The sequence below is a fragment of the Methylobacterium sp. A52T genome (assembly GCF_053346095.1).
Genome location: NZ_JBKFBI010000062.1, coordinates 1 through 23,742 on the forward strand (window position 1 = coordinate 1; position 23,742 = coordinate 23,742).

General features: G+C 66.5%; 24 protein-coding genes. 20 read left to right on the forward strand and 4 right to left on the reverse strand.

Going from position 1 to position 23,742, the window contains the following annotated elements:
• Positions 1-260 precede the first annotated feature (260 nt).
• From ACLBYE_RS16155 to ACLBYE_RS16180, 6 genes are all read left to right on the forward strand, one after another.
• Positions 261-1,526 carry a HEPN/Toprim-associated domain-containing protein gene (locus tag ACLBYE_RS16155; RefSeq protein ID WP_447694939.1) on the forward strand — a complete coding sequence of 422 codons (1,266 nt, stop codon included), beginning with the start codon at positions 261-263 and terminating at the stop codon, positions 1,524-1,526.
• Between the two features lie 108 nt (positions 1,527-1,634).
• Positions 1,635-2,279: a hypothetical protein gene (locus ACLBYE_RS16160; protein ID WP_447694940.1), complete on the forward strand. Its 645-nt coding sequence runs from the start codon at positions 1,635-1,637 to the stop codon at positions 2,277-2,279.
• A 117-nt stretch (positions 2,280-2,396) separates the two neighbouring features.
• Complete coding sequence (locus ACLBYE_RS16165) at positions 2,397-3,473, forward strand: RES family NAD+ phosphorylase (protein ID WP_447694941.1); 1,077 nt, start codon at positions 2,397-2,399, stop codon at positions 3,471-3,473.
• A 136-nt stretch (positions 3,474-3,609) separates the two neighbouring features.
• Positions 3,610-4,158 carry a hypothetical protein gene (locus tag ACLBYE_RS16170; RefSeq protein WP_447694942.1) on the forward strand — a complete coding sequence of 183 codons (549 nt, stop codon included), beginning with the start codon at positions 3,610-3,612 and terminating at the stop codon, positions 4,156-4,158.
• A 475-nt stretch (positions 4,159-4,633) separates the two neighbouring features.
• Entirely contained in the window at positions 4,634-5,776 is a 1,143-nt protein-coding gene (locus ACLBYE_RS16175; protein ID WP_447694943.1) for a RelA/SpoT domain-containing protein, read from the forward strand.
• Positions 5,777-5,839: 63 nt separating this feature from the next.
• Entirely contained in the window at positions 5,840-6,253 is a 414-nt protein-coding gene (locus ACLBYE_RS16180; RefSeq protein ID WP_447694944.1) for a hypothetical protein, read from the forward strand.
• Positions 6,254-6,389: 136 nt separating this feature from the next.
• On the opposite strand, the gene ACLBYE_RS16185 is transcribed toward ACLBYE_RS16180, so the two are convergent.
• Together ACLBYE_RS16185 and ACLBYE_RS16190 are read right to left on the reverse strand one after the other, a co-directional pair.
• Positions 6,390-7,184, reverse strand: coding sequence for a hypothetical protein (locus ACLBYE_RS16185; RefSeq protein ID WP_447694945.1), 795 nt, complete (start codon positions 7,182-7,184; stop codon positions 6,390-6,392).
• Between the two features lie 35 nt (positions 7,185-7,219).
• On the reverse strand, positions 7,220-7,474 hold the full coding sequence (locus ACLBYE_RS16190) for a hypothetical protein (protein ID WP_447694946.1): 255 nt from the start codon (positions 7,472-7,474) through the stop codon (positions 7,220-7,222).
• Between the two features lie 114 nt (positions 7,475-7,588).
• Between ACLBYE_RS16190 and ACLBYE_RS16195 the strand changes: the two genes are divergently transcribed.
• The 9 genes from ACLBYE_RS16195 (at position 7,589) to ACLBYE_RS16235 (ending at position 18,566) form a co-directional block, all read left to right on the forward strand.
• Positions 7,589-8,053 (forward strand): hypothetical protein, encoded by a 465-nt coding sequence (locus ACLBYE_RS16195; RefSeq protein WP_447694947.1) that lies wholly within the window; start codon positions 7,589-7,591, stop codon positions 8,051-8,053.
• 878 nt (positions 8,054-8,931) lie between these two features.
• A complete protein-coding gene (locus tag ACLBYE_RS16200; protein WP_447694948.1) occupies positions 8,932-12,822 on the forward strand; it encodes a hypothetical protein in 3,891 nt (1,296 codons plus the stop codon).
• 72 nt (positions 12,823-12,894) lie between these two features.
• Complete coding sequence (locus ACLBYE_RS16205) at positions 12,895-13,326, forward strand: hypothetical protein (protein ID WP_447694949.1); 432 nt, start codon at positions 12,895-12,897, stop codon at positions 13,324-13,326.
• Between the two features lie 383 nt (positions 13,327-13,709).
• A complete protein-coding gene (locus ACLBYE_RS16210) occupies positions 13,710-14,036 on the forward strand; it encodes a hypothetical protein (RefSeq protein ID WP_447694950.1) in 327 nt (108 codons plus the stop codon).
• A 43-nt stretch (positions 14,037-14,079) separates the two neighbouring features.
• Positions 14,080-14,448 carry a MarR family transcriptional regulator gene (locus tag ACLBYE_RS16215; protein ID WP_447694951.1) on the forward strand — a complete coding sequence of 123 codons (369 nt, stop codon included), beginning with the start codon at positions 14,080-14,082 and terminating at the stop codon, positions 14,446-14,448.
• Between the two features lie 338 nt (positions 14,449-14,786).
• Positions 14,787-14,963, forward strand: coding sequence for a hypothetical protein (locus tag ACLBYE_RS16220; RefSeq protein ID WP_447694952.1), 177 nt, complete (start codon positions 14,787-14,789; stop codon positions 14,961-14,963).
• On the forward strand, positions 14,960-15,523 hold the full coding sequence (locus ACLBYE_RS16225; RefSeq protein WP_447694953.1) for a hypothetical protein: 564 nt from the start codon (positions 14,960-14,962) through the stop codon (positions 15,521-15,523). Before ACLBYE_RS16220 ends, ACLBYE_RS16225 begins: the two co-directional genes overlap by 4 nt.
• Positions 15,524-15,623: 100 nt before the next feature.
• Complete coding sequence (locus tag ACLBYE_RS16230; RefSeq protein ID WP_447694954.1) at positions 15,624-16,805, forward strand: hypothetical protein; 1,182 nt, start codon at positions 15,624-15,626, stop codon at positions 16,803-16,805.
• Positions 16,806-17,237: 432 nt separating this feature from the next.
• On the forward strand, positions 17,238-18,566 hold the full coding sequence (locus tag ACLBYE_RS16235; protein ID WP_447694955.1) for an alpha-amylase family glycosyl hydrolase: 1,329 nt from the start codon (positions 17,238-17,240) through the stop codon (positions 18,564-18,566).
• A gap of 65 nt (positions 18,567-18,631) precedes the next feature.
• Here ACLBYE_RS16235 and ACLBYE_RS16240 read toward each other — a convergent pair whose 3' ends face one another.
• Positions 18,632-19,015, reverse strand: coding sequence for a hypothetical protein (locus tag ACLBYE_RS16240; RefSeq protein ID WP_447694956.1), 384 nt, complete (start codon positions 19,013-19,015; stop codon positions 18,632-18,634).
• A gap of 383 nt (positions 19,016-19,398) precedes the next feature.
• A complete protein-coding gene (locus ACLBYE_RS16245) occupies positions 19,399-19,860 on the reverse strand; it encodes an RNA polymerase subunit sigma-70 (RefSeq protein ID WP_447694957.1) in 462 nt (153 codons plus the stop codon).
• Positions 19,861-20,064: 204 nt separating this feature from the next.
• Here ACLBYE_RS16245 and ACLBYE_RS16250 point away from each other — a divergent pair, with 204 nt between their 5' ends.
• From ACLBYE_RS16250 to ACLBYE_RS16270, 5 genes are all read left to right on the forward strand, one after another.
• Positions 20,065-21,525 carry a PAS domain S-box protein gene (locus tag ACLBYE_RS16250; protein ID WP_447694958.1) on the forward strand — a complete coding sequence of 487 codons (1,461 nt, stop codon included), beginning with the start codon at positions 20,065-20,067 and terminating at the stop codon, positions 21,523-21,525.
• 95 nt (positions 21,526-21,620) lie between these two features.
• Positions 21,621-21,794: a CsbD family protein gene (locus ACLBYE_RS16255; RefSeq protein ID WP_447694959.1), complete on the forward strand. Its 174-nt coding sequence runs from the start codon at positions 21,621-21,623 to the stop codon at positions 21,792-21,794.
• A gap of 90 nt (positions 21,795-21,884) precedes the next feature.
• Positions 21,885-22,388 (forward strand): CsbD family protein, encoded by a 504-nt coding sequence (locus ACLBYE_RS16260; protein ID WP_091683262.1) that lies wholly within the window; start codon positions 21,885-21,887, stop codon positions 22,386-22,388.
• A 105-nt stretch (positions 22,389-22,493) separates the two neighbouring features.
• On the forward strand, positions 22,494-23,417 hold the full coding sequence (locus ACLBYE_RS16265) for a PhnA-like protein (RefSeq protein ID WP_447694960.1): 924 nt from the start codon (positions 22,494-22,496) through the stop codon (positions 23,415-23,417).
• Positions 23,418-23,514: 97 nt separating this feature from the next.
• The gene (locus tag ACLBYE_RS16270; RefSeq protein WP_020096305.1) at positions 23,515-23,718 is read left to right on the forward strand and encodes a CsbD family protein; all 204 of its coding nucleotides are present in this window, start codon (positions 23,515-23,517) and stop codon (positions 23,716-23,718) included.
• Positions 23,719-23,742 lie beyond the last annotated feature (24 nt).

The window sequence follows — 23,742 nt, forward strand, 5'->3', positions numbered from 1 at the left end:
GAGGCGTACCCAGCGTTTACCAACGATGGGATCGACGAGCTGAAAGAGCGGATCGCGGCCCATACGGCGGAAAGTGATCTGCTCCCGCCGAAACCGTAGCTCCCGCGTCCTTCACCGGATGGATACCGATCTGGGCGTCACAGACCGTGATCAACCTCTTGGCCCGTATGCCCGCCTGAGCCCGGCCACCACCGTAAGGCAGGCTCGAACTACAAGAACCTACATACTCACGTTGCAGCTCAGCCTAGCGGGGCCAAGCCATGGGAAGTTACTGTGCGCTAAAATTCGATGACGTTGATGTTATATCTTTCAAATCAGGCGTTCCGGATGTGCTGATATCGATGTTCCAGGAGGCGGATCGAATTGTTCGGGCGAATGATCAATCAGAGGATGGCGAAGAATATCTAACATATATGTACTGCGCAGATAGGCCGACTGTTTTGACGCGGCTTGACGTAATGGGATTCACAGCCGCAGGTGCGGAGCAAGCATTTTCGCGATGGCTGGCCAGTGAACGAGCTAGTTACGCGGAGTACACGGCTGATGGTTCAGATTGGGCCGAGCCGAGCCAGCAAGCCCTCAATACCTTCTCCTACGAGGAGTGGCAGGCGCGCGTGTTCCAGTCTCTCAGCACGCGTTTTGACATTGACCGAGACGAAAGCGGCCTCGACTTCATCGCGCGGCATATGTCTGCCCTCGATGGCTCGTGGCTATTCTTCGAGGCTGACGATGACCGGCTGATGCTGCGCGCTCTCCTAGAGGCGTGTCCGCAGGTGGTGACAGTAACTCTCGATATTTCCGATCTCGTGCATGGGGGATGGATTGGGCCAGACGAGCTTATCTGTCAGCAACGTCGGGAACCCTCCGCGCTCGCAAGGCCCGTGCTTGATACGGCTGTGATAATGGCCGAAGGTAGTTCAGATATCCGAGCGTTGCGCTTGTCCTTGGCGGCGCTGTACCCCGAATTGCAAGAGTATTTCTCGTTCTTCGAGCACAATGAGCTTAGCGTGGATGGAGGCGCCAGCTACCTCGTGAAATTTCTCAAGGCTTTTGCTGGGGCGCGGATCTCAACCCGTATCATTGCCATCTTCGACAACGACACCGAAGGGCTCCGGCACTACAACGCGGCCCGAGGCCTTGGCCTACCGAAAAACATCAGCGTTCTGAGGCTACCGGATGTGGAGATCGCGCGGGCATACCTAACCGATGGCCCACAGGGACAGCACGCCATCGACGTGAACGGTCTGGCATGTGGTATTGAAATGTACTTTGGGCGCAAAGTGCTGACGCGGGAAACTGGTGATCTCACTCCGGTACGGTGGACAGCGTACATTCGCGACCGGGGTGCGTATCAAGGTGAGTTGGAAAACAAGACCGCATTGGCGAACACCTTTGAAGAGATGGTACGGTCTCATCCAACGCCCGCTCAGGCGCAGGCCTGTCATCCAGAGATGGTCGCTGTTTGGCAGAGTATCTTCGCGTGCTGTCAGGCATTCCGCACCATCGATCGGGAGGGCCGTGTCTGAGCGGACGGCATGCCGATCTCCCAGTAGAAGTATCTCTAAAAGCCCCGATCGCTATCCGGACGCCCTTTGACCCCTAAGCCCTTGTCCTTTCACTCACGAGACACGCTGATGCAGCCCGCTCCCAAAAAATCCGGCTCAGTGCCGAAGCCTAGCCGCCGGATGCTAGCTGGCAAATCCGTGTCCGCGACCATGCAGCGTGTGCATCGACCGCCCGAGACCACCGTTGCGGCGCAGGACGACAAGGCGTTGCACGAAGAGCAGCAGACCTCGCGCGTCGAGATGCTAATGCTGAAAGGCGTGATCCGGCCCGAGATCATCGGCGCCATGCTCGAGCTCGGTACGCGGCACGTCCAGAAGCTCCAGGACCGGGTGCATGCCCGATGGGAGATCACCGGGGGCGGACGGACGATCGCGCGCTTCCGTGGCGAGGCCCTGTCCCGCCTGGACCTCCTAGAGCAGGAGGCCTGGAGCACCTACGGCAGCCTCGACAACCGGAAGGATCCTAGCGTCCGCGACCGCGTGAAGGTGCTGGGGCTGATCGCCAGCCTTCAGGACCAGCGTTCGGCGCTGCTCGGCCTGTCGCCCAAGGTCATCGAGCGGATCGGCATACTTCCGGACCACTCCGCCGAGTTGCTGGCCCGCTTCGCCGCGCAGAAGGATCTGGCCGTCATGGCGACCCGCCTGTCTCAGATCCTGGCAGAGCGCAGGGCTGTCCTGGCCGACGAGACGATCGACGCCGAGACCGTGGAGTGATCTTGTGAGCGTTGCACCCAGGTGCAAAGTTCATGAACCATCCTCATAGCAACTCCACAATGGACGGCATTAGACCCCGATTCGGCCGTTGCACCAGCCTGTTGAAGGAAAACCATCATGGCTTCTGACGATGATATGGCTGAAGAAGAAGTCATATTGTGCTCGGACTGCTTTCAGAACCAAGGCCTGATTCTCGACGCACGCAGGCTCGGGATCGACACTCCCGAACCCTGCCCACACTGTCGCTCTCAGACTGGTGCCAAGCTTACCTCAGAGCGGGTCTTAGACCTCGCGCATCGCTTCTTCTCGGTCGGCAGCTTCGTGAAGAGCGAGTTTGGAGGCGCGCCGGCAGTTGTGTTCAACGGCAGCCAAGCCTCTGACATCGATCCCGGGCATCGACATTCCCACGATGCGGAGCTGATTAGCGCGAAGGTTGGGGTAGGTTTCTTCTACTACGGCCCCCGGCTCTGGATGCTCGGCCAGATTGAACCATTGGAGCAATTACAGGATCCAGCCACACGATCCTTGGTAATTGACCGTATCCTGCGGGAGTATCCTGAGCGTACGTTCGGCCTAGACCAGATAGTTTATCGCCTACGTAAAGACGTCGCGCAGCCGGACGAGCCAGGGGAATATGACAGCGCACCGCTTGAGTTCCGTGGCGAAGGAGGACGGCTTGACCTTGAGGATCTGGCTATCCTCTATGCCTCACCCGACCTTGAAATCTGCGTCCACGAATGTCGTGTTACCGCCGAGGATCGCGTACACGTTGCAACCTTAAAGCCTACGCGCGACCTGCGTCTACTTGACCTAACAGCTGTGCACTTTGAGGAAGATGTTACGGAGTTCGAGAGCCTGGATTTGGCTGTGCATATGACTTTCCTAGCTGGTCGTCACGCCTACCCAATTACCCGTGCAATAGCGGCAGCGGCGCGTGATGCCGGCTTTGATGGCCTGCTCTTCCCATCGTTCTTCAGCCTTCTGCGAACGGGCTCTCCCTTCCTCGAAACAGTCTACGGGCTTTCCACGCGGAGACTACCTGGCGCAGCCGAGCGCGAGAGCAGCAGGATCATCAAGAATATCGGACTGTTCGGTCATCCAGTCGCCGACGGCCGAATGGAAGTTTCGTGTATAAACCAGCTGTATATCCGTCAGGTCGCCTACGACCTCGGCTTCGGACCGTCGGTCATATAGTTGAGAGGTATGACGCTTGGCACTCATCAAAAAGCTTCCGGACGGGTCGGAGGCAGCCCTCTAAGCAAAGCAGTCCCGGCCTTGCACCGCAGTGCGACGAGCCAGTGACCCTGATCATGAAGCGGCGAGCAAGCTGGTGACCTCTGACTGGTGGGACGTCGAGGACGAAGAGATCGAGATGCCGCCCAGCTTCCCGCTGAAGGTGGCGCCATCGGACTACGTGGTCGCGTTGGAGCGTTGCTGGCTCGCGACCGGATTTCCCGACCGGAAACGATGCCTCATCGGGATCGACGGCCTCGACGGGGCCGGCAAGTCGTCGTTGGGCGCGTGGCTCGCTTGGCAGCTAGGCACGCCCTGCATATTCCTGGATGACTACCGGGTGAGACGGAAGCCGCCCCGGTCTTGGCGCGTGGAAGCGATCAATCGGCTTCTCAATGCCCGCTTTGAGCTGAATAGGCCTGTCGTGATCGAGAGCGTGTTCCTGCTCGAAGCCCTTCGCCAGCTCGGGCGTGAACCCGACCTGCTCATCTATGTCGAGAGCCAGAAGCGGGAGCCCGCTGACGCGATGGAAGGCCTTGTCGATTACGTTGCGCGGGAGGGGCTGCCCGAGCGAGCAGACGTCGTGGTCCGTTGGTCCGGCGATGGTCCGAGGGCGGACCGCCCTTGGACCGCCGCCAAGACGTAGCAACTACCATTACGATCTTCGAAGAGACGTTCGTCCGGACCCCGAGCCTAGGCCCAGACCATGATATTCATCGTAGCTGCGGTTGCCTTCGCCTGCCTCATCGTGGTTCTCTACAGCTTCATCCGCACCGGAATGTGGATCTTTGGATCTATAGGCAGAGCCGGCCGACGCTTGCCTGAACCCGACGTTGATGTGCCCCCTGCTGATCCGTTCAAGCCCCGATCCGGGTGGAGTGCGCCGGTTCAGAAGCCTTCATCGACCAGGGGCGACGACATCGATACAGGTCAGACCAAACTTCCTGACCGCAGAAATAGGTGGTGAAGCGGCGTTAGCTGCACTGCACCCCGGCGCGAAGCTCGGATCGGCCGCCGCGGGGCGGAGCGGTGGATGAACAGCGCGCACCCGTGGGTAGTGGTTAGGCCGCCATGCTATCATGGCGCGTGCAATTCACCGTCCCGTAAGCCCGGATCCCTGAGTGGCTGATCTTCCTACCGAGAAACTTGACCGGACCGAGGTTCGATGGGCTGGCAAGCAACTGGCTAAGCGCAAGCTGATCTGGTCCGATGAGGCCGCACCCGAGATCCGACGCATCTTCCACGTCGCCAACGCTTGGCGCGACGCGCACAACTACCCGATGGTGCGGGTTCGCGCGCAGGCGATCGGGCAACTGCACAGGATGCAGCTCCGCGGCAGGCTCACCGCTGCACGGTTGAAGCGACTGCCCTCGATCCGGAAGAAGCTGGAGAAGCGATACCTGGACGTGATCCAGGATCTGGCGGGCGTGCGCGTGATCCTACCGACGCTGCGGGACGTCGAGAGGTTGGCGGAGGCCTGCCGCAATGGCCTGCCGCACCGGATCTACCACGAGGATGACTACATCGCTGTTCCACGGCCGAGCGGCTACCGCAGCCTGCACCTAATGCTGGAGTACAAGCCAGCCAACAGGTTCGAGGAGGTCTGCGAAGGCTGCCGCATCGAGCTTCAGATCCGGACCCGGCGGCAGCACGGTTGGGCCACCGCTGTCGAAGCCGTTGGGCTCTTTCGGGGTGAGGCTCTGAAGAGCGGGCAGGGCGACCCGGACTGGCTGCGCTTGTTCCTGCTGATGGCGTCCGAGACCGCACGCATCGAAGGGCGTCCGGAGGTCCCTGGCGCACCGGAGCACGCCGATCGGGTCTGGGAGCTACGGGATCTGAACAAACGCCTGAACGCGGCCTCGTTCCTCGACGGCATCAGTCAGGCCGTTGATTACACGAAGCGGTACGTCCGGGCTCCAGGCAGTGAGGTGTACCTGATCCGCTTTGACATGAAGACCCATGAAGTCAGCCTTGCGGGATACAGTAGCTCCGCCGCCGGCTCGCGGGCGTATCACGCTATGGAAAGGGACGGAGACCAGTTCGATGCGGTGCTGGTCACGACCGACAGCGTGAATAATCTAGTGGCGGCGTTCCCGAACTACTTCGGTGACACGCGGATGTTCGCGAAGACGCTGCGGCAGGTCATCAAGGGCAGGGACGTGCCCGAGTTCGTGCTACCGGATCAGGAGACTGTGCGGCAGGCACCTCGTGTCCCTGCCGATATGTCGTGGATGCGTCGGTCAACTCGACCCCGATCCGGTTAACCGGTTGCGTGAACCTGCCCTGCATGCTCAGACTGTCGAGCTGATCGGGATTGGGCGACGGCGATGAACCTCTTTCGTCTCGGGACTGCATTGGCGGTGGTCGGGGTCCTGCTGGTCGGCGGCTCCGTCGCTTGGTGGCATAAGTTCTATGCAGAGGTCGCTGCCGTCCTCGGGGCCCAGGCTGAACCTCCCTTGCAGTGTCTGTATTCGGTCTCTGGCGCGTGTGGTCAGGTGATTGAGCTGGCGGCCATGGTCGGCGCCAACCCGTATCGCCCTAGTCTTTTCTGGATCGGCGCAGTGGCGCTCGTGATTGGCGGCATCTTGGAGTTCTCCGCTAAACCCCAACGGAAGCATACCAGATCGGTTCAGGCGTCAGGCGACGGAGTGGTGATCCCCGGTTCCATCCCTCACGGCATGACCGCCGAGGAATGGGAGCGGTTCAACGCGGTCGCGTTTCCCACCAAGGGCAAGCCCTGATCCGAGCGCCGGTCCTTAGACCGCAGTTCGGCCGAGACGAGACTTGGTCGCTCAGGGGCGGCGCACTGCCGAGTACTCTCCGGCCACGATCTTCAGCGAAATCAACTGCGCCGGCCAACTTCACTGCTTCAGGACTCTAAGTTGGTGGACGATCGACCATTGAAAATTTCAGCGGTCGGCGCAACAGCCCCCGAAGTTTACTGATCAGACTTGCCTCACTCTTGAGCGTGCACAGCTGCTCACCGCCGATCTCCATCTGCACGAACGAAGCCGCTGCCGCGAGTACCTCAAGGTGGACGCCGCCGATAATTTCGTCGCTTGTCGGCTCAAGCCTGAGATAGATCATGCTGCCCTCTGGCGGCTCGGCAAGTTCGGGGCCGCCGTAGCGCATGTATCGGTTGGCGGCGTCCAAGCGTTCCCACGCGCCAGAACGATCAAAATCAAGATGGTTCCCGCCCAGCTTGTTTGCGACAAATCTCAGAATTTGCCCCGTGTTAAACCAAGTTTTTTGATAAAAGAGTCGCGGCTGAGCAAGGAACCCCTTGAGTGGCAGTTTAGTGTATTCATCGTTGAAAAAACTGCGATCTACTTCATTTTCTCCCAATGGGCTGTCATAGACATAATGTATGGGTTGACCAGATACTTTGACGCCAGCAGTTAAGAAATAGGAAAATGCGTTGCTACGGTTACCATACTCCACCGCGATGCTGTTCGATTTTACGTAGAATGATGCCGGTTGACGAAGCGGTGCCAACAACTTTTGCAGATCACCATCAACCAGCCATCGGCGCATCAGCACGGCCATCAGGCGGATATTAGCTTCACTCACTGGCCGGTTATGCGAGAAGGCTAACGGCACGAGTGCACGCATGTCGGCGAAAAGCAGCTCCGCCATTTCGGCATACTGCGCTTCGGTCAGCTTCTCGCTCATAGCAGTCGTCCCTTGACCGTCTGTCGGCACTGCATCTAGTGGTGAGCAGCGCCGCCACCACCATTCCCAACCTGATCACAGGCCGCGCGGAGAGCCTGGAGCTGATCCCGCATCGCCTGGGCGTGCAGCCCGACTTCGCGCGCGATTCCGCGTAGTGCCACTGCGATCCCGTAGCCACCCGCGAGCCCTTCATAACCCGCGGCCGTCTCACGCAACAGCTCAGCCTCCTCCTCGTTGACCTCTAGCTGAGCATCGATCTCGTCCGCTGCCTGAAGCATCTCTGGGAACATCGTTCGTCTCCTGGGTCGATTTTGCACCGGGGTGCAGCAGCTTCTGTGCTCTGCGGACTGTGTTTAAGCGTCAGTATAGACTAAAATCGCGCTCACTCCAGATGAGCAGCCGCGATGATCTACACAAGCTTCTGGTCGAAGCCGCTACCAGCAGACATGATCCGCATCGGGATTTCACGCGGTTCACCGCGCTGGATCAAGGGAAGCCCGCCTAGGATCCCGGCTCTGGCCCCAGGCCAGTGGATGTATTCGGTCCCCGATTTCGAGCACTTCAGAGCGGCCTACAGCCAGCAGCTCGCGTGCCTCGACGCTGGCGAGATCTCTGACCAGATCGACCGCTTGGCCGGTGGCCGGATCCCCGTGCTGTGCTGCTTCTGCAAGCCCCCGACCAGCGGGACCGCGTACTGCCATAGAAGTCTTGCTTCAGCGTGGCTTGAGCACCGGCTGGGTCTCATCGTGGAAGAGCACGGGGTGCCCGGAGGTCATGGTGTCTTCCACCCGCTTCTCCCGGACAGCCACCGTCGCTCTGTAGAGACGGCAACTGCTCCGATCCGCCCGGTTCAGTTGCCGCTGCTCTGACCGTGGCACATAGCCTTGATCAAGCAAGACTGGGCACAGTCGTGTTGCCGATAACTCGTGCGAGAGGGCACGTTCTCATCCGGAATGACCGGATTGTAATCGATGACAAAGTAGTGTAGACCGAGTGAGTGTTGCTGCGGCATTCGGGTCCTGATGATCCCGGCAGATCGCCATCGAGCGAAATGCCATGCCTGCACAAACCCGAGACCGCTTCCTCGCAGAGAAGAGCCGCTACATTCACGTAGACGGCGTGAGCATGTCAGTCGCGGATGCGGCTGCATCGCATGGCCTCGCGAAAGGCACCTTGCTGCAAAGGCTGGCCCGAGGCTGGCCCGTCGAGAAGGCCGTCCGGACCCCGGCACGTCACCGGGAGGTCCGGTCATGAGCCGCGCTGGCAAAGCACCCACCCACGGACACTGTGTGGGTGGTCGGGTGTCATCAGAGTATCAGATCTGGGCCCAGCTCGTCGGTCGATGCACCAACCCGAACCATCCCAAGTTTCCGAGCTACGGCGGGCGTGGGATCAAGGTCTGTACCCGCTGGAGACTGTTCGAGAACTTCATCCAAGACATGAAGCGCCGACCTTCGCCTGATCACTCGATCGAGCGAGAGGACAACAACGGCCATTACGAACCGGCCAACTGCAAGTGGGCGACGAGGGATGAGCAGAACCGGAACAAGCGCTCCAACCGGCATGTGCCGGTAGCCGGCAAGAGCCTCTGTCTGGTCGATGCGGCGCGTCTTGCGGGACTATCCCTCGGCACGTTCCGAATGCGCCTGGAGCACGGATGGTCCGTGGAACGCGCGCTCTCGACGCCCGTACAGCGCCGTCGTCCCAGCACCTCCGCCATCTCTGCCTCTAGCCGGAGTGCATCCGCATGACCGACCGCTCCGTCACTGTCACCATCGGAGCTGTGCTCCAGTCGAACTTCCGGACGTCGTTCCGGGAGGCACAGCGCGAGGTGGGCAGCCTCACCAACGCGATCGGCGCACTCGGGGCTCGCCGGTCGAATGCCGGCCTCAACAGCGTCCGTGACGCGTCTATGCGCCTGGGCAGCTCGCTCCGGACCCTCCGCACGGAGGTGAACGCGACGAACCGGTCTCTGGGCATCTTGGACCGTGGCATGGCCCGGACCGGATCCGCCATGGGTGTTGCGGTCGGACAGGCCCGGCAGTTCACGGGCGCCATCGGGTCATCCTCGCGGGCGATCCGGTCCACCACGTCGGCCCTGGACGCGCAGGTCACCGCCATCAACGCCACCGTGGCGGCCTCCCGTGCGGCCGTCACCTCGATCAACGCCCAGATCGCGGCGCAGAACCGGTTGCACACCGCCATGTCCCGGCCCCTGCCGATGCAGAACGCCCGGACCCCCGTGGGTGGCGGTGGCGGTGCTGGAGGCGGCCACGGAGGCGGTGCGCTCGCTGGGGGCGCCATGGGGGCGGCTGCCGGTCACGCGGCCCGCCACGCCCTGTTTGGCGCGGCCTCTGGCGCCCTCATCGGCGGTCATGCCCTCGGGAAGGTGTTCGAGAACGCCGCCGAGTACCGCCACGAGCTGATCATGCGGAAGCAGCAGGGCTGGGCAGACGACGAGATCGAGCAGGCCAAGCGCGAGGCGAAGCGCGTCGCACGAGAGACCCGGCTGTTTTCCGAGCGCGAGAACTTGGAGGTGCTGGGCGATCTCGGGTTCGCTATGGGCGACCGCCACCATGCGCTCGATGCCCTGGAGGCCGTTCAGAAGAGCAACGCGCGCCTGAGACAGGCCAACCCCAACATCGACGCGAACCGGTCCGCCTTCGGCGCGATCAAGGCCCTGGAGATGATGGGCCATGCCGGCGACAAGAAGACGATTGACGACTGGCTGGACAAGATGACCTCCGCCTCGATTGCGTCGGGTGGCAAGATCACTGGTTCGGACTTCCAGCAGTTCGCGAAATACGCCAAGGGGGCCGGCGCGTTTTATAGCCAGGGCTTCCTCACGACGATCGCCCCATCGCTCATGCAGGAGCTGGGTGCCTCGACGGCGGGCAACGGTCTCGGCATGGCGCGCAACGCCCTGATCGGCGGGCGTATGACCAGGGCTGCGGCGAACACGCTGAATGAGTTCGGCTTGATCGACCCGACCAAGACCGACGCTGGGATGACCGCGGCCAGCGGCGGGCTGAACCGGCACGGCTGGATCAAGGGCCTGTCGAAGACCCCCGGCCGCTACACCGACGTCACCACCGGTCGTGGCGCTGTAGTCGATGCGGATCTACTCCAGTCCGACCCGGACCAGTGGGTTCAGAAGCACCTCCAGCCGATCTACGAGGCGGTCGGCAAGGACGCCAAGAAGATGGGCGCCATCCTCGCCCAGATGTTCTCGAACTCGTCGGCCGAGCGCGTGATGTCGATCATGCTGCTCCAGCACGATCGCCTGGAGAAGGACCGGCAACAGACCCTACGGGCCCGGCAGACGTCCACCTTCGAGGGGACGCGGAACGATCCGCTGCTCGCGGCACAGCGCCTGGGCAAGTCCTTCACCGACATGACCGCGGCCATCGGTGCCCCGATCACGGAGCCGATCGCACGCGGCATGGATGCCATCGGTGACGGTCTGTACGCCATCGCGGACGCGTCGCCCGAGACCGTTGCGGGCGTCGTGAAGGTGGGCGCTGCCCTGGTCGGACTGCCGGCGCTGGCCTGGGCATCCTCGACCGCCTTCCGGGCTCTGCGGGGCTCGATGACCGGCCTGTTTTCCCTGGCCCGGTCGCCGTACTTCATCGCGTTCGCTGGCGCCGGCTACCTCATCTACAAGAACTGGGATTGGGTGAAGGGGTTCGCGGAAGGCGCGCTGCCCGGCATCCAGGCGGGCTTCACGCGGCTGGGCACGGGCCTCGACCTCGTGGTCTCCGGCGGCGAGCGCCTGTTGCGGACCTTCGGTCTGATCCCGGCCGAGACGGACGCGATCGGCTCCGCCTTCGGCCGTGGCACCGAGAAGGGCAAGGCGTTCGGGGACTTCCTCGGGATCGCGATGCCTGCCGTGGCCGCGATCTGGGCGGGCCGGACTGTGCTGTCCATCGTCGGCGGCATGGGGACGATCACCACCGCCGCCGGCATCATGGGCGCGGCCCTGCGGACGTCCCTCGGGCAGTTCGGCGCGCTGATCGCGGCGGCCGAGCTGGCGGAGAGGTACGGCGCCGGCACAGGTGGCAAGGACAAGGCCCGCGGCTGGCTCGACTACGTGGACCCCGGCCTCGGGAACCTCTGGTACGGGAAGCCGAGCCTGGGCGAGCCCGGCGCACCCGGCAGCCCGGTCTATGGACCTTTGGCCCCTGGTTCGGCCGGCAGCCTGCGCCTTGGTGTGACGCCTCCGCCGGCCGGCGCGGATGCGATCGTGGTCCCGCAGTCCTACAGCCCGGCTGGCGGGACTGGCATCGCCGGCAACATCCACCGGACCGCGTTCGGTGGCGGGAACACGGCGCAGGAGCGGGCCAGCTCGGAGAGCCGGTTCAGCGAGGCGGTCCGGCGCGGCGTCTACCTCGGTCTCCAAGACTTCGCTTCTGGCCGTGCAGCGGGCCTGGGCGCCGGATCCGGCACGGGCCGGGACGGCATGCTCCAGAACGCATCCTTCGAGGCTGGCGGTGGCTTCGGCGGCGGCGGTGTCGGTGGTTCGATGGGCGGGGCCGGCGGCGGCCTCGGTGGTAGTGGCGGCGGTGGGTTCGGCGGCGGCGGGAACGCTGGCGGGTCCGGTGTCGGCGTGCCGGACAGCGTGCCGATGACGGCGCAGGAGCGGAACACCCTCGGGCTCATCCTGAAGTACGAGAGTGGCGGCCGGAACGTCATGAACGGCGTCGGCGCCCGCATGGGTCTCAGCCCGCAGACGGCCAGGGGCTACACGGCCCAGGGCTACTTCCAGATGCTGAACTCGAACTGGCGGCGGATCGCCCCCAAGCTCGGGATCAGCGCGCCCAACGCCATGTCCGCGAGCCTGGAGGATCAGACCAAGGTCGCGCTGCACCTCCTGCGGAACGGCGGCGTCGGCAACTGGGCGAACTACAACCCGCGCCTGCGGGCTGCCCTCGCCCGTGGCGAGCAAGCGCCGGTCGGCACCATCCCCGGCATCTCACCGACGCCGGGCGGCGGGGAAGGCCCGATCGCGGGGCTCGGCAGCGGCAGCTTGAACGGCCTCCGCGTGAAGGGCTCTCAGGCCACGGCAGGGGGCGGCTCGGCGGCGGGCATCGCTGATCTGGCACGGGCTGCCCAGGCGGACCTGCCGGGCGGTGTGCGGCACTTCGGAGCCTTCAACGACCGATACCATCAGGGGACCAGCTCGAAGCACGCTCTGGGGCTCGCCTTCGACACCACGCTGAAGGATGCGCGGCAGTCGGCGGCAGCGGCAGAGGCCATGCGCGAGAAGATGCGCCGGGCCGGTCTGTCGGATCGGGATTTCCGGGTGATCGATGAGTACCGGAACCCCTCCGCTCGATCGACGGGCGGGCACATCCACACCCAGTTCAACAACCTGGCGGCTGCCGCTCAGTACCACGAGTTCGCGCAGGCGCAGGCGAGACAGGCGGCTCGGGCGACGGCGGAGGCGGCCAAGTCCAAGGGTGCCAAGGGCAGCCCTGGTGCGGGCGGGAAGATGGAGATCAACGCCCCGATCACGATCAACCCGCATCCGCACCAGAGCCCGGCCGACATCGGACGGGAAGCGGCTGAGCACATCCACGGACAGGGACGCGACGCCGGCCGCGAGATGCGTAGCTCCACCTTCGACTGGAGCGCGTAGGCGGCCGATCCCACACCGGGGGTGCAACGGGGCAGCGTCCCCGGCCCCTGCCACAGAGGAGCTTGATCTAGGATGAGAACCGCGTCGTGGACCTACACCGGCAGGGGCCGGATCGCGCTCAGCCGGGCCCCGCAGGGCACACCACGGGGCTACCGCATCATCGCCCCGCCTCGGTTCTTCATCGGAGATACGAGGCGGGCCCCTGCCGATATCTGGGCGACGTTCGCCCTGGCCGATGCGTGCGCCATGTGGCGGGCGCTGCACGCGCTCGTTTACCCGTGGGAGCCCGTCTTGGTCAGCGCAGCCCCGGCCGGGGTCGAGAGCTACCGCACTCTGCTCGCGGAATGGCTATCCGCCCAGACGGGCGAGGCAGTGACCGAGCTGGAGAACCCCGAGACGCACGAGGCGATCAAGATCCGCCGGCCGACGCTGCACGGCCTGCGTTCTGGGATCTGGCAGACTGAACCCGCAGCCGAGACTGTAACGGAGCAAATACAGAGCTGATCAGCTTTGCACCCCGGTGCAGAGCGCAGACTTAGCCACGAATTGCGCATAGTTTTACTTAGCGTCAGCCCCGAAATATTTAGCTACGACCGGCTTGACATCTATATCGTGGATATATATTCCCCATATCAGTGGCGCAATCGCTGCGGCAGAGCCCGGATCTACCGGGCACACCTTGTCATTGGGCAATTCTACTAGCCCAGGGCGAGATCTTTCTTCGAGGACGTCCCGTGCCCATCACACAGTGGGGGCAGGACTGGCTCGCAGAGCAAGCCGCCGTCGAGTACATCCTTAGCCTGGACTTCGATCCCGCTGGGACCGAGCCGGTGAGGGTGCAATCTTGGCGGGCTGCGCTCTGGAGTTCGAGACCTTGGAGAGCCCTGATGCAGTCTTCCCCCGCCCCGACCACGAGCCCGCGGACCCGTCAGCAGTTTGAGCCGGGCGCCTACAACGCATCCGAAAGCTCCGTAGTGTCGGTGATCCGGCGCAAGAGCGAGACCGTCGAGATCACGAGTTTTGAGCAGCTCGCAGAGCTGGCTGGCCTCCCCGTGGCGGATGCCGAGAAGGCCGCACGTCGGCTGATCAGCCGTGGCTGCATCAAGGTCGTCCCGGTCTACGAGGACGTCGAGCACTCCCCCGTGGAGTTCAAGGCCGTCCGCGGGTGGGAGAGCCCCGACGTGCCGATTGACGCCATCTGGACCGCGCGCTGACCTGCGCTGAAGCAGCCCGCCCCCTCAGACCTGGAGAACCACCATGTTCGTGTCCCCCTTAGACTTCAAGCCGAGCTGCACCCCGAAGGGTGGCGAGGGCCCCGCCCAGAAGACCGATCTGACCACGCAGGTCATCAACGGGTTCTCCAACGCTCTGCGCGCCTCGCAGCCGGGCGGCGCGGCGCCCTCGCTGGAGCCGGGTGCGGAGAGCGACGCAGAGAGCCGGGTGCTTCGAACCCTCCGCTCCGCTGGCACCCCTCTCAGCACCATCGCTGCCGTCGCTCGTGCGTCGGGCCTCTCTCCCGAGGTGGCCCAGCGGGCTGTGGGCGACCTGTCCAACCGCCGGCTGATCCGGCGGGCGTCTTCCGCTCTGGGCGGAGACCAGTGGGAGGCCGCGCCCGTCCGGCGCTGATCAGCTTCGGAGATCGCCGCCGGGTGCTAGCTCCCTAGGCGGCGGTAGGCGGGAGGCAGGCCGATGTCCGCCAGGGGTCGGTGTGGTCCCCCGCTTCGAGATCGTCCAGGGCTCGGGGCGGGCCTGGACGTAGACGGCAGACGAGGCTGGCCCTCCTGTTCAGCAGATCTGCCGCCGACGCCCGCGAGACCACTCCCCAGTAGGTGTGATGCCCTTTCCTGGGGGTGATGGCGGTGGAGGGGGCACACGACCCTTTCACGAAGTCTCGCACCGCGGCGGGCGCTGGCTCCATCAAATCAGCCGGCGCCCGCCTCTCGATCAACCTCCCGGAGAAGGTCATGACCACCGCGCCGCTCATACCCGTCCTAGTCCACCTCACGCCCGAGCTGCTGGACGCTCTGGATCAGCTTTACCCGAAGGGCGGGCTCCGCCGGCCGCCGTCGCGGGCTGCTGTGATCCGGGATGCCATCGCCGCGCATGTGGAGGCGAAGCGCAGCGGAGGTGCATCGCGATGATTGGCCGGCAGAGGCGTCGGGCGAGCTTGCCGTTTCGCCTCGCCCACCACGATCCGTTCCCCGGATCCGTGGTGATCCCCCGTCACGTCGTGAGGAAGCTCGAAGCGCGGGTGGTTCGGGCCGGCGAGAACGAGTGCTGGCCTTACGTGCCGGATCGACCCTTCCGCCCCGTGGACGTTCCGGACTTCGAGCCGGATCCGGATCGCCATCACCAGATCGCGTGGCGAGATCCCGAGACGAACGTCAGGCTGACCATCCCCACGCACCGTCTTGCGCTCATCGCAGAGATCGGCCCGATCTCTCCGGATCTGCAAGCCTACCACCTCTGCGCGCGTTCGCACCGCTGCTGCAACCCGAGACACCTGTATGCCGGCGATCCCTGGCGCCGGGCAGATGATCGCGCTCTGCTGAAGGCGATCGAGGCTGCGCAGGGCACCACAGAGGGTGTGGTGCTCCCGAGACACCCGCGCAGCCGTATGGTGTGCGAGGCGCTGATCAACGGCCAGGACCCGGCTCCGATCAGCGAGCAGGAGCGGCAACGGCTTGACCAGCTCTATTAGAGCCTTCGCCATTTAAGATTGTGCTGGCCCGATTGGGCAGCCTCGTGCTCGCGCCTCTGCACCCCGGTGCAAAGCGTGACAGTAAGGATGGGGAGCAGCCATGAGCCCGCGCAGAAAGGTGCCCGAGCTGCCCGCCGAGCTACCCGAGAACGTCGTCCTGTTCCGACCGGCTGTGGTGCCGGATGTCGTGGTGAAGCAGCGTCCCAAGCGGCCGAAGCGGGCCGGATCTGGGGCGCCGGGAAATTTAAGATCGGTGACGCCGAGCGTCCCAGATTTAGGAGCAAAGACGCCGGTCCGATCGGGCGAAAAGCCCAGTTCTGACAGCGTTTTGACGATGACGCCGGCGTCGCTCCAATTAAGCGAAAACGCCGACGAGGCGTCATCGGTCTTAAATCCCAAGCAGCTCCAGGCCGAGTTCCAGAAGCTCGTGCTGAGCATGGGGAAGATGGAGCTGCGGAAACGCTTCCCGCTGGAGGCTGCTGCCTATGGCGACATGAAGGGCCGGGCTCGCACCCATGGTGCTGTGATCCATCCCGAGTTCGCGGATTTCCGGGGGTTCCTGTTGCATGTAGGTGCCCGGCCGCTGCCGACTTGGACCCTCGACCGCAAGAACCCGCATGATCCCGAGTACGCGCCGGGGAAAGTGCGCTGGGCTGACAAGCGGACCCAGGCGAATAACCGCCGCAACACGATCATGTTGACGATCGGGGAAGAAACCCGGCCGCTGACGGACTGGGCGCGGCGCACCAAGCAGGATCCGAAGAACCTCCGGAAGCGGCTCGACAACGGCTGCACGCACGAGGAGGTGGTGTACGGCCGGAACCAGCGGGCACCCGAACCGGCGACCGAGCCCGTCGAGCCCGTCGATGCGGAGGGCTACGTCTGGCCGGGCTCAGAGCGGGCGCAGGCCTTCTGGGAGGAAGGCTTCCGGAGCTTCGTCGCCTTCACACAGCACAACCGACGTCTGCGAATGCATGGGGCCGATGCGGTCACCCGTGACGCGTTCCTGGCATGGATCGGGGGGAATATCCTCGAAGCCGCGCGCTTCGAGCTGATCGAGCTGTGGCCCTACTACGGCGATCCGGACTGGGATGAGCCGCAGGAGCTGCGAGACCACCCGACATACCTGGTCGTGCAGGTCTACCGCTGGCCTGTGCTGGAGGCCCGATGCCGCGCCTCTGGTAGCCGAGCGCAGCGTGCCCTTTTGGAGAACACCCTGAAGTTCTTCAGCCGGCCGACCCGTCCGCACAAGCAGAACTGGGCGGTGATTTTCGATGGGTGAGACCGTGCGCATCAAGCCCGAGCGATCGGCGCCGCGCTTGCACCCGGTTTCACAGCCAGCCGTGGTACACTGGAACGGTACACCGCGCTGATCCAGCACCCATCTAAGTCATTGATTTGATTAGCGAGGAGCTGTCTGGGTTCGTATCCCCTCAGCTCCACCAGGCTTTCCTGGTGACAAGACAGCGTCCCGGTTCCGCAGCGATAGCGCTGGCGCGGCCGGGACTTAGCGCCGGTCCGCGGGGATCTCTTCCCGCCCCGCGCCACCAGCCCGATCCCACATTCCGATCCGCGCGCGGTCCGTGACCGCGCCTGGCCCCGACCGCGCCCCGCCCCAGGTCTCGGTCCGGGCTTCCCGGGAATCCCCCGCCGCGAGCCTGCAACCATCGCGGCGCGGCAGGGTTCGGTCCCGATCGGAGACGGAGGAGGTCGCGTGGCGTCCTGGATCGAACAGGCAGTCTGGTGGCAGGTCTTTCCCCTCGGCTTCGTCGGAGCCCCCGACGCAGCCGACCCGGCCGCGCCGGTCACGCACCGCCTCGCCCACCTGCACGGCTGGCTCGACTACGCGGTCGAGCTCGGCGCGTCCGGGCTGGCGCTCGGGCCGATCTTCGCGGCCTCCACGCACGGCTACGACACGGTCGACCACTTCCGCATCGATCCGCGCCTGGGCGATGAGGCCGATTTCGACGCCCTCATCGCGGCGGCCCGGGCCCGCGGCCTCCGCGTCCTGCTCGACGGCGTGTTCAACCATGTCGGGCGGGCGCACCCGGCCTTCCAGGACGTCCTGCGGCACGGGCCCAAATCCGAGCGGGCCGGCTGGTTCCGGCTGTCCTGGCCGCGGGGCTCCGGCCCGGGCATCGAGCCGGACTACGCCTGCTTCGAGGGGCACCGGCAGCTCGTCACGCTCAACCACGACGACCCGCGAATCGCCGACCACGTCGCCGCCGTCATGGGCCACTGGCTCGCCCGGGGCGCCGACGGCTGGCGGCTGGACGCGGCCTACGCGGTGCCGCCGCGCTTCTGGGCGCGCGTGCTGCGTCAGGTCCGCCTCGCGCATCCGGAGGCCTACATCGTCGGCGAGGTGATCCACGGCGACTACGCCCGCATCGTGCAGGACACCGGCATGGATTCGGTGACCCAGTACGAGCTCTGGAAGGCGATCTGGAGCGCCCTCAACGATCGCAACCTGTTCGAGCTGGCCCACGCCCTGGACCGGCACAACGGCCTTCTCGACAGGTTCGCGCCCCTGACCTTCGTGGGCAACCACGACGTGACGCGCATCGCGAGCCGGCTCACCGACGAGCGGCACCTGCCGCACGCGCTGGCGATCCTGCTGACCTGCGGCGGGACGCCCTCGATCTACGCCGGCGACGAGCAGGCCTTCCGCGGCGTGAAGGAGGAGCGGGTCGGCGGCGACGACGCCATCCGGCCGGCCTTCCCGCCGACGCCCGCGGATCTCGCTCCCTACGGCTGGCCGATCTACCGGCTGCACCGGGACCTGATCGCCCTCCGGCGGCGCCACGCCGGGCTCCACCGGGCGCGGGCGCGGGCGCTGCACCTCGCCAACGCGCAGATCGTGCTCGCGCTGGGCGACGGGAGCGCGCGGGTGCTGACGGCCCTGAACCTCGCCGACGCGGACGCGACGCTGCCGGTGCCGGAGGCCCGGGCGATCGAGGCCGGCACCGGCGATCTTGCCGAGGCCGGCAGCCCCGGCGCCCGCGTGACCCTGCCGGCCCACGGCTGGGCCGTCCTGACCGTGTGACCGCCGCGCATCGGCCGGGAAGGGGGCCGGAACGGGGCCGGAAAGGGGCCGACCGCCCGCTCGCCCTAGCCGGTGCGGCGGGCCGTCCAGCGCCCCGCGCAGGCACCGAGCCCGGACAACGTCCAGCGGCCGGTCCCGGCGGACCCGCGCAGGCGGCCCGTGACCGAGACGCTGGCCAGCCCCTTGCGGATCGTGCCGGTGATCCGGCCGTCCGGCCCGGCCCGGCCGGAGGCGTCGACGCCGTTGCCGCCGGCGTCGTCCACGGTCCCGTCCCGGATGACGATGGGATAGCTGTAGGGCCCCGTGCAGCTCCCGCTCTCCGCGGTGGCGATGACCGACCATGACCCGTCGAACCGGCTGGCCGCGGAGGCTCCCGTCGCGGCGCAGACGGTCGCGCAGGCGGTCAGGATCAGGGCGGGCGCGAGCAGTGCGGCGCGAAGTCGGGTCATCGTCTCCTCAGTGATGGTCTCGGATCTCGGATGGGATTCCTCCGTGCCGGGCGGCCCCGCCGCGCGGCACGGCGCGCGGGCGGACCGTCGGCCGGTGCGGTCGCCCGGCGGAGCGTCGGGAGCCGGAGCACGGGGTGAAAGGGCAACGGGCCGGACGCGCGCCCGGAGCGGCGCGGGCGCCCGGCCTCGCGGCCGTGCCGGACAAGAGGGCCATCCGCCCGGCACAACCTCGGAAAAGGGGCGCGGAACGCGGCGGCGCCCGATGGCGCACGGCGCGTTCCACGACCGCGATATGGGGCCTAACACGTTCATGTGAATGAGAGATTTTTACCAGTACGCCGTACTTCCCACCGGCTCCGCGGGATGCCGCGCGCCGACGTGTCTCAGCGGGCCATCGCGGCAGACACGCCGTTCCGCGACAGGCCGGTTGGCCTGGGGCGGCTGCGCAGGAACGTGTCGAGCCATGCGGGCATCCCGGTTCCGGGCCGGAACGCCGCCCGGCGCTCCCAAGCCTTCAGGAGGGTGAGCCGGACGAGGTCGTCCCCCTGGACATCGCCCGCGATGGCGTCGCGGGTCAGCGCCAGCGCGCGGCGGCGCAGGTCCGGCACGGCGTCGACCAGCGCCCTCCCGAAGCCGGCGGGGACCTGCCCCTCGGACTCCGCGGCGTCCGCGGCCTCCGACAGGCGGCCGAGCAGGCGCCTTAGACGCGAAGTTTCCTCAAGTTCTGCAACTTCTGGAAAATTCTCGCGCCGACTTGCGCATGTTGTCGCACCCGGCACGGAGATCACGTCCCCGTGTTCCGCGGGCCCCCGCACTAGTCGGTCAATATCCTGCACGTTCGGCATGGCCATGTCTGCTGGGAAGGGAGGGCCGAGAGCGCGCGGGGACGGCGTCGCGGCGTTGCGAGCACTAATCTCTGGCTCAAAACGCCCGCGTCAATGATGCGCGTATACCAGGAAAATAACTTAGATGAGGGAACCTGCTTGTGCGCAACCCGTTTGTGCCCCGCTGCCGACAGGGCAGTGACCGCGTGAAGGGGTGCAGAAGCTGTGACGGCGGGCGTCGACAGGCATGAGCTCCGGCAGATCATCGCCGGCCTGAGCGAGGGCGTGATCCTGGTCGAGCCCGATCAGACCATCGCCTACGCCAACGAGGCCGCCCTGGCGATGCACGGCGCCGAGAGCCTCGACGAGCTCGGCCCCACCGTCGACGCCTACCGCGACCGCTTCTGCCTCCGCTACCGCAACCACATCACGCCCGCCGAATACCCGATCGAGCGCGTCGTGGCCGGCGAGACCTTCCACGACGTCGTGGTCGAGGTACGGCGGGCCGACAAACCCGACATGGACTTCGTGCACTCGCTGCGCAGCCTCGTGGCCACGGACCGCGACGGCAACCCGAGCTGCCTCGCGCTGATCCTGAAGGACGTCTCCGACCAGTTCGAGGCCGAGGAGCGGTTCGAGCGCACCTTCAACGCCAACCCGGCCCCGGCCGTGATCACGCGGCTGTCCGACCTGCGCCACGTCAAGGTCAATCACGGCTTCCTGGAGATGACCGGCCACACCCGCGACGCCGTCATCGGCCGCAGCGTCTACGAGGTCGACGTCCTGGCCGGCGCGCGCAACCGCGACCTCGCCGTCGCGCGGCTCAACGCGGGCGGCACGATCCCGCAGATGGAGGCCTGCCTCGACCTGCCCGACGGCGGGAGCCGCTTCGTGATCGTCGCCGGGCAGCCGATCGAGATGGGCGACGAGCCCTGCATGCTGTTCACCTTCGCGGATCTGGAGCTGCGCCGGAAGGCCGAGGCCGCCCTGCGCCAGAGCGAGGAGCGCTTCGCCAAGGCGTTCCGGATGACGCCGATCCCGACCGTGCTGGTGCGGGCCGAGGACGGCCAGGTCACGGGCGTGAACGAGGCGTTCAGCCGGGTCTTCGGCCTGGGCGAGGACCGCGTCGTCGGCCGCTCGCTCGAAGAGGCCGGCCTGTGGGTCGCCGAGAAGCAGCGCCTGCAGGTCGAGGCCGCCCTGGAGCGGCAGGGCTACGTGCTCGGTGTCGAGGTCTGCCTGCGCCACGAGAGCGGCGCGAACCTCGACTGCCTGGTCTCGGCCGAGCGTGTCGAGATCAACGAGACGGCCTTCGTCCTGCTGGTGCTGCAGGACATCACCGAGCGCAAGCACTCGGAGCGGGAGCTGTTCGACGCGATCGAGACGGTGATGGCCGACACGTCGTGGTTCAGCCGCGGGCTGATCGAGAAGCTGGCGAACCTGCGCCGGCCGGCCCGGGAGGGCGGCGACGCGGCGGCGCCGAACCTGACGGTGCGCGAGCGCCAGATCCTCAACCTGATCTGCTCGGGGCTCGGCGACGACGCGATCGCGCGCAAGCTCGGACTGTCGCGCAACACGGTGCGCAATCACGGCGCCGCCCTCTACCGCAAGATCGGCATCCACAAGCGCAGCGAGGCAGTCGTCTGGGGACGCGAGAACGGCTTTCCGCTGAACATCTCTGACGGATGAATACCGCCATACTGGTACAACCAAACCATTGATCCGGTGCGCCCGGCGTACATCTTCCGGTCGGCAAGGGTTTTCTCACGCATGACGAGGCGCCCATGACCGAAGACAGGAAGACACCGTCTCCCGAGCACCTCAAGGGCTCGGTGAAGGAGGCCATCGGCAAGCTGACCGGCGATGCCCGGACGGAGACCGAGGGCCGGCGCCAGAAGCGCGACGCGCCCGGATCGAAGGCCGGCGGCTCCGGGCCCGCGGGCTCCGGCCCGCGCTGACGGACGTCACCCGGCGCCTCACGGTGAGGCGCCCCCACCACGAGCGCGATCGCGGAGGCGATCGCACACGCGACGACGGAGGAGAACGACATGGTCGACACCAATCGGATCACGGGCGCGGCCCGGGAACTCGGCGGCAAGGTGCAGGGCGCGTTCGGCGACCTGACCGGCTCGCGGCGGGACTCGGTCGAGGGCCGCGCCCGCGAGGCCGCCGGACAGGCCGAGACCCTCTACGGCCAGGCCAAGGACACCGTGCGCGACGCGGCCGACCACGTGGCCGACGCGGCCCGCGACCTCGGCGGCCGGGTTCGCGACGCCGTCGACGATCTCGGGGCCGACGACGTCGAGGCCCGCGCCCGCCGCGCCCAGGGCGCCGCGCAGGACCAGTACGCCCGCGCCGAGCGCGGCGTCCGCCACGCCGCCGAGGAGGCATACGACTACGCCGAGGACGCCTACGCGCGCGGCAGCCACGCCCTGCGCCGCGGCACCCGCGAGGTCGGCCAGCAGGTCGCCGAGTACCCGCTCGCCGCCCTGCTCATCGCCGGCATCGCGGGCTTCGGCCTCGGCCTGCTCGTCAGCGCCCGCCGCGACTGAGCCGCGACTGGGCCGCGTCCCGGCCGCCCCGGGCCTTCCGGGCCTTCCGGGCCTTCCGGGCCGGCGGCCCCACGAATTTCAGCGATCCACCACCGGAGTGACAGCGTGACCACCATCCAGACCGTTGCAACGCCCCTCGCGCCGGACGCGCACGCCGACACGCGCGCCGTCCTGCTCAACCAAGTCTCCTGGGGCGCCATCTTCGCCGGCGCCGTGACCGCGCTGGTCACCCAGGTGATCATCAACCTCGTCGGCGTCGGCGTCGGGCTGGCCTCGGTCGGCACGACCGCCGCCGACAACCCCTCCGCCTCCACCGTCTCGATGGGCGCGGGCGCGTGGTTCGTTGCCTCGGGCCTCGTCGCCTCGCTGGCCGGCGGCCTCATCGCCGGGCGGCTCTCGGGCAAGGCCCTGCCGGGCGCGGCCGCCCTGCACGGGCTGGTCTCCTGGGCCGTGACGACGCTGGTCGTCCTCTACCTGCTGACCTCGGCCGCCAGCGGCCTGGTCGGCGGCACGCTCGGCACGGTCTCGAGCGCGCTCGGCGGCGCCGGCAATCTCGTCGGCGGCACGGTGCAGACCGCCGCCCAGGCGGCGGCGCCGTCGCTGTCGAAGATCTCGAACCCGCTCGACGGCATCGAGGACAAGGTCCGCCAGCAGGCCGCCGGCCAGGACCCGCAGGCCGCCAAGGACGCGGCCGTGGCGGCGGTGAAGGCCGTCCTGACCGGTGACCCGGCCCAGAAGGAGCAGGCCAAGACCCGCGCCGCCGACGCCCTGGCCAAGGCGCAGGGCATCACGCCGGATCAGGCCAAGGCGCAGATCGACGACTACCAGAAGCAGTACGAGCAGGCGGTGGCCAGCGCCAAGCAGAAGGCCGAGGCCGCTGCCGTGACGGCCAAGTCGGCGGCCACGCAGGGCGCGTTCTACGCCGCGCTGGCGCTGATCCTGGGTGCGCTGGCGGCGTATGTCGGCGGCCGGATGGGCGCGCCCAAGCCCGCGACCCTGCTCGGCGCCTACGAGACCCGGCGCGTCTGACACCGCCCTCCGACACCGTCACCGGCCCCCGCGCCGATCGCGGGGGCCACCACCGGCCGGGGAGACCGGCCTCACCAGCGAAGCAGGAGCACACGCGATGAGCAGCACGACCGACAAGATCAAGGGCCTGGCCAACGAGGCGGTGGGCAACGTCAAGCAGGCGGCCGGCAAGGCGACGGGCAACGACAAGCTGGTGGCCGAGGGCAAGGCGCAGGAGCTGAAGGGCGAGGCGCAGAAGACCGTCGGCGACGTCAAGGACGGCGCCAAGTCCGTCGCCGACAAGATCACCGGCAAGCACTGAGCCCGTCCCGCGGCGCCGGCTCCC

What these genes read in the sequence shown, in the direction of transcription:
- ACLBYE_RS16155 (WP_447694939.1), top strand. Translation starts at nt 261, where the DNA reads ATGGGAAGTTACTGTGCGCTAAAATTCGATGACGTTGATGTTATATCT.
- ACLBYE_RS16160 (WP_447694940.1), top strand. Translation starts at nt 1,635, where the DNA reads ATGCAGCCCGCTCCCAAAAAATCCGGCTCAGTGCCGAAGCCTAGCCGC.
- ACLBYE_RS16165 (WP_447694941.1), top strand. Translation starts at nt 2,397, where the DNA reads ATGGCTTCTGACGATGATATGGCTGAAGAAGAAGTCATATTGTGCTCG.
- ACLBYE_RS16180 (WP_447694944.1), top strand. Translation starts at nt 5,840, where the DNA reads ATGAACCTCTTTCGTCTCGGGACTGCATTGGCGGTGGTCGGGGTCCTG.
- ACLBYE_RS16185 (WP_447694945.1), bottom strand. Translation starts at nt 7,184, where the DNA reads ATGAGCGAGAAGCTGACCGAAGCGCAGTATGCCGAAATGGCGGAGCTG.
- ACLBYE_RS16190 (WP_447694946.1), bottom strand. Translation starts at nt 7,474, where the DNA reads ATGTTCCCAGAGATGCTTCAGGCAGCGGACGAGATCGATGCTCAGCTA.
- ACLBYE_RS16195 (WP_447694947.1), top strand. Translation starts at nt 7,589, where the DNA reads ATGATCTACACAAGCTTCTGGTCGAAGCCGCTACCAGCAGACATGATC.
- ACLBYE_RS16200 (WP_447694948.1), top strand. Translation starts at nt 8,932, where the DNA reads ATGACCGACCGCTCCGTCACTGTCACCATCGGAGCTGTGCTCCAGTCG.
- ACLBYE_RS16205 (WP_447694949.1), top strand. Translation starts at nt 12,895, where the DNA reads ATGAGAACCGCGTCGTGGACCTACACCGGCAGGGGCCGGATCGCGCTC.
- ACLBYE_RS16210 (WP_447694950.1), top strand. Translation starts at nt 13,710, where the DNA reads ATGCAGTCTTCCCCCGCCCCGACCACGAGCCCGCGGACCCGTCAGCAG.
- ACLBYE_RS16215 (WP_447694951.1), top strand. Translation starts at nt 14,080, where the DNA reads ATGTTCGTGTCCCCCTTAGACTTCAAGCCGAGCTGCACCCCGAAGGGT.
- ACLBYE_RS16220 (WP_447694952.1), top strand. Translation starts at nt 14,787, where the DNA reads ATGACCACCGCGCCGCTCATACCCGTCCTAGTCCACCTCACGCCCGAG.
- ACLBYE_RS16225 (WP_447694953.1), top strand. Translation starts at nt 14,960, where the DNA reads ATGATTGGCCGGCAGAGGCGTCGGGCGAGCTTGCCGTTTCGCCTCGCC.
- ACLBYE_RS16230 (WP_447694954.1), top strand. Translation starts at nt 15,624, where the DNA reads ATGAGCCCGCGCAGAAAGGTGCCCGAGCTGCCCGCCGAGCTACCCGAG.
- ACLBYE_RS16240 (WP_447694956.1), bottom strand. Translation starts at nt 19,015, where the DNA reads ATGACCCGACTTCGCGCCGCACTGCTCGCGCCCGCCCTGATCCTGACC.
- ACLBYE_RS16245 (WP_447694957.1), bottom strand. Translation starts at nt 19,860, where the DNA reads ATGCCGAACGTGCAGGATATTGACCGACTAGTGCGGGGGCCCGCGGAA.
- ACLBYE_RS16255 (WP_447694959.1), top strand. Translation starts at nt 21,621, where the DNA reads ATGACCGAAGACAGGAAGACACCGTCTCCCGAGCACCTCAAGGGCTCG.
- ACLBYE_RS16260 (WP_091683262.1), top strand. Translation starts at nt 21,885, where the DNA reads ATGGTCGACACCAATCGGATCACGGGCGCGGCCCGGGAACTCGGCGGC.
- ACLBYE_RS16270 (WP_020096305.1), top strand. Translation starts at nt 23,515, where the DNA reads ATGAGCAGCACGACCGACAAGATCAAGGGCCTGGCCAACGAGGCGGTG.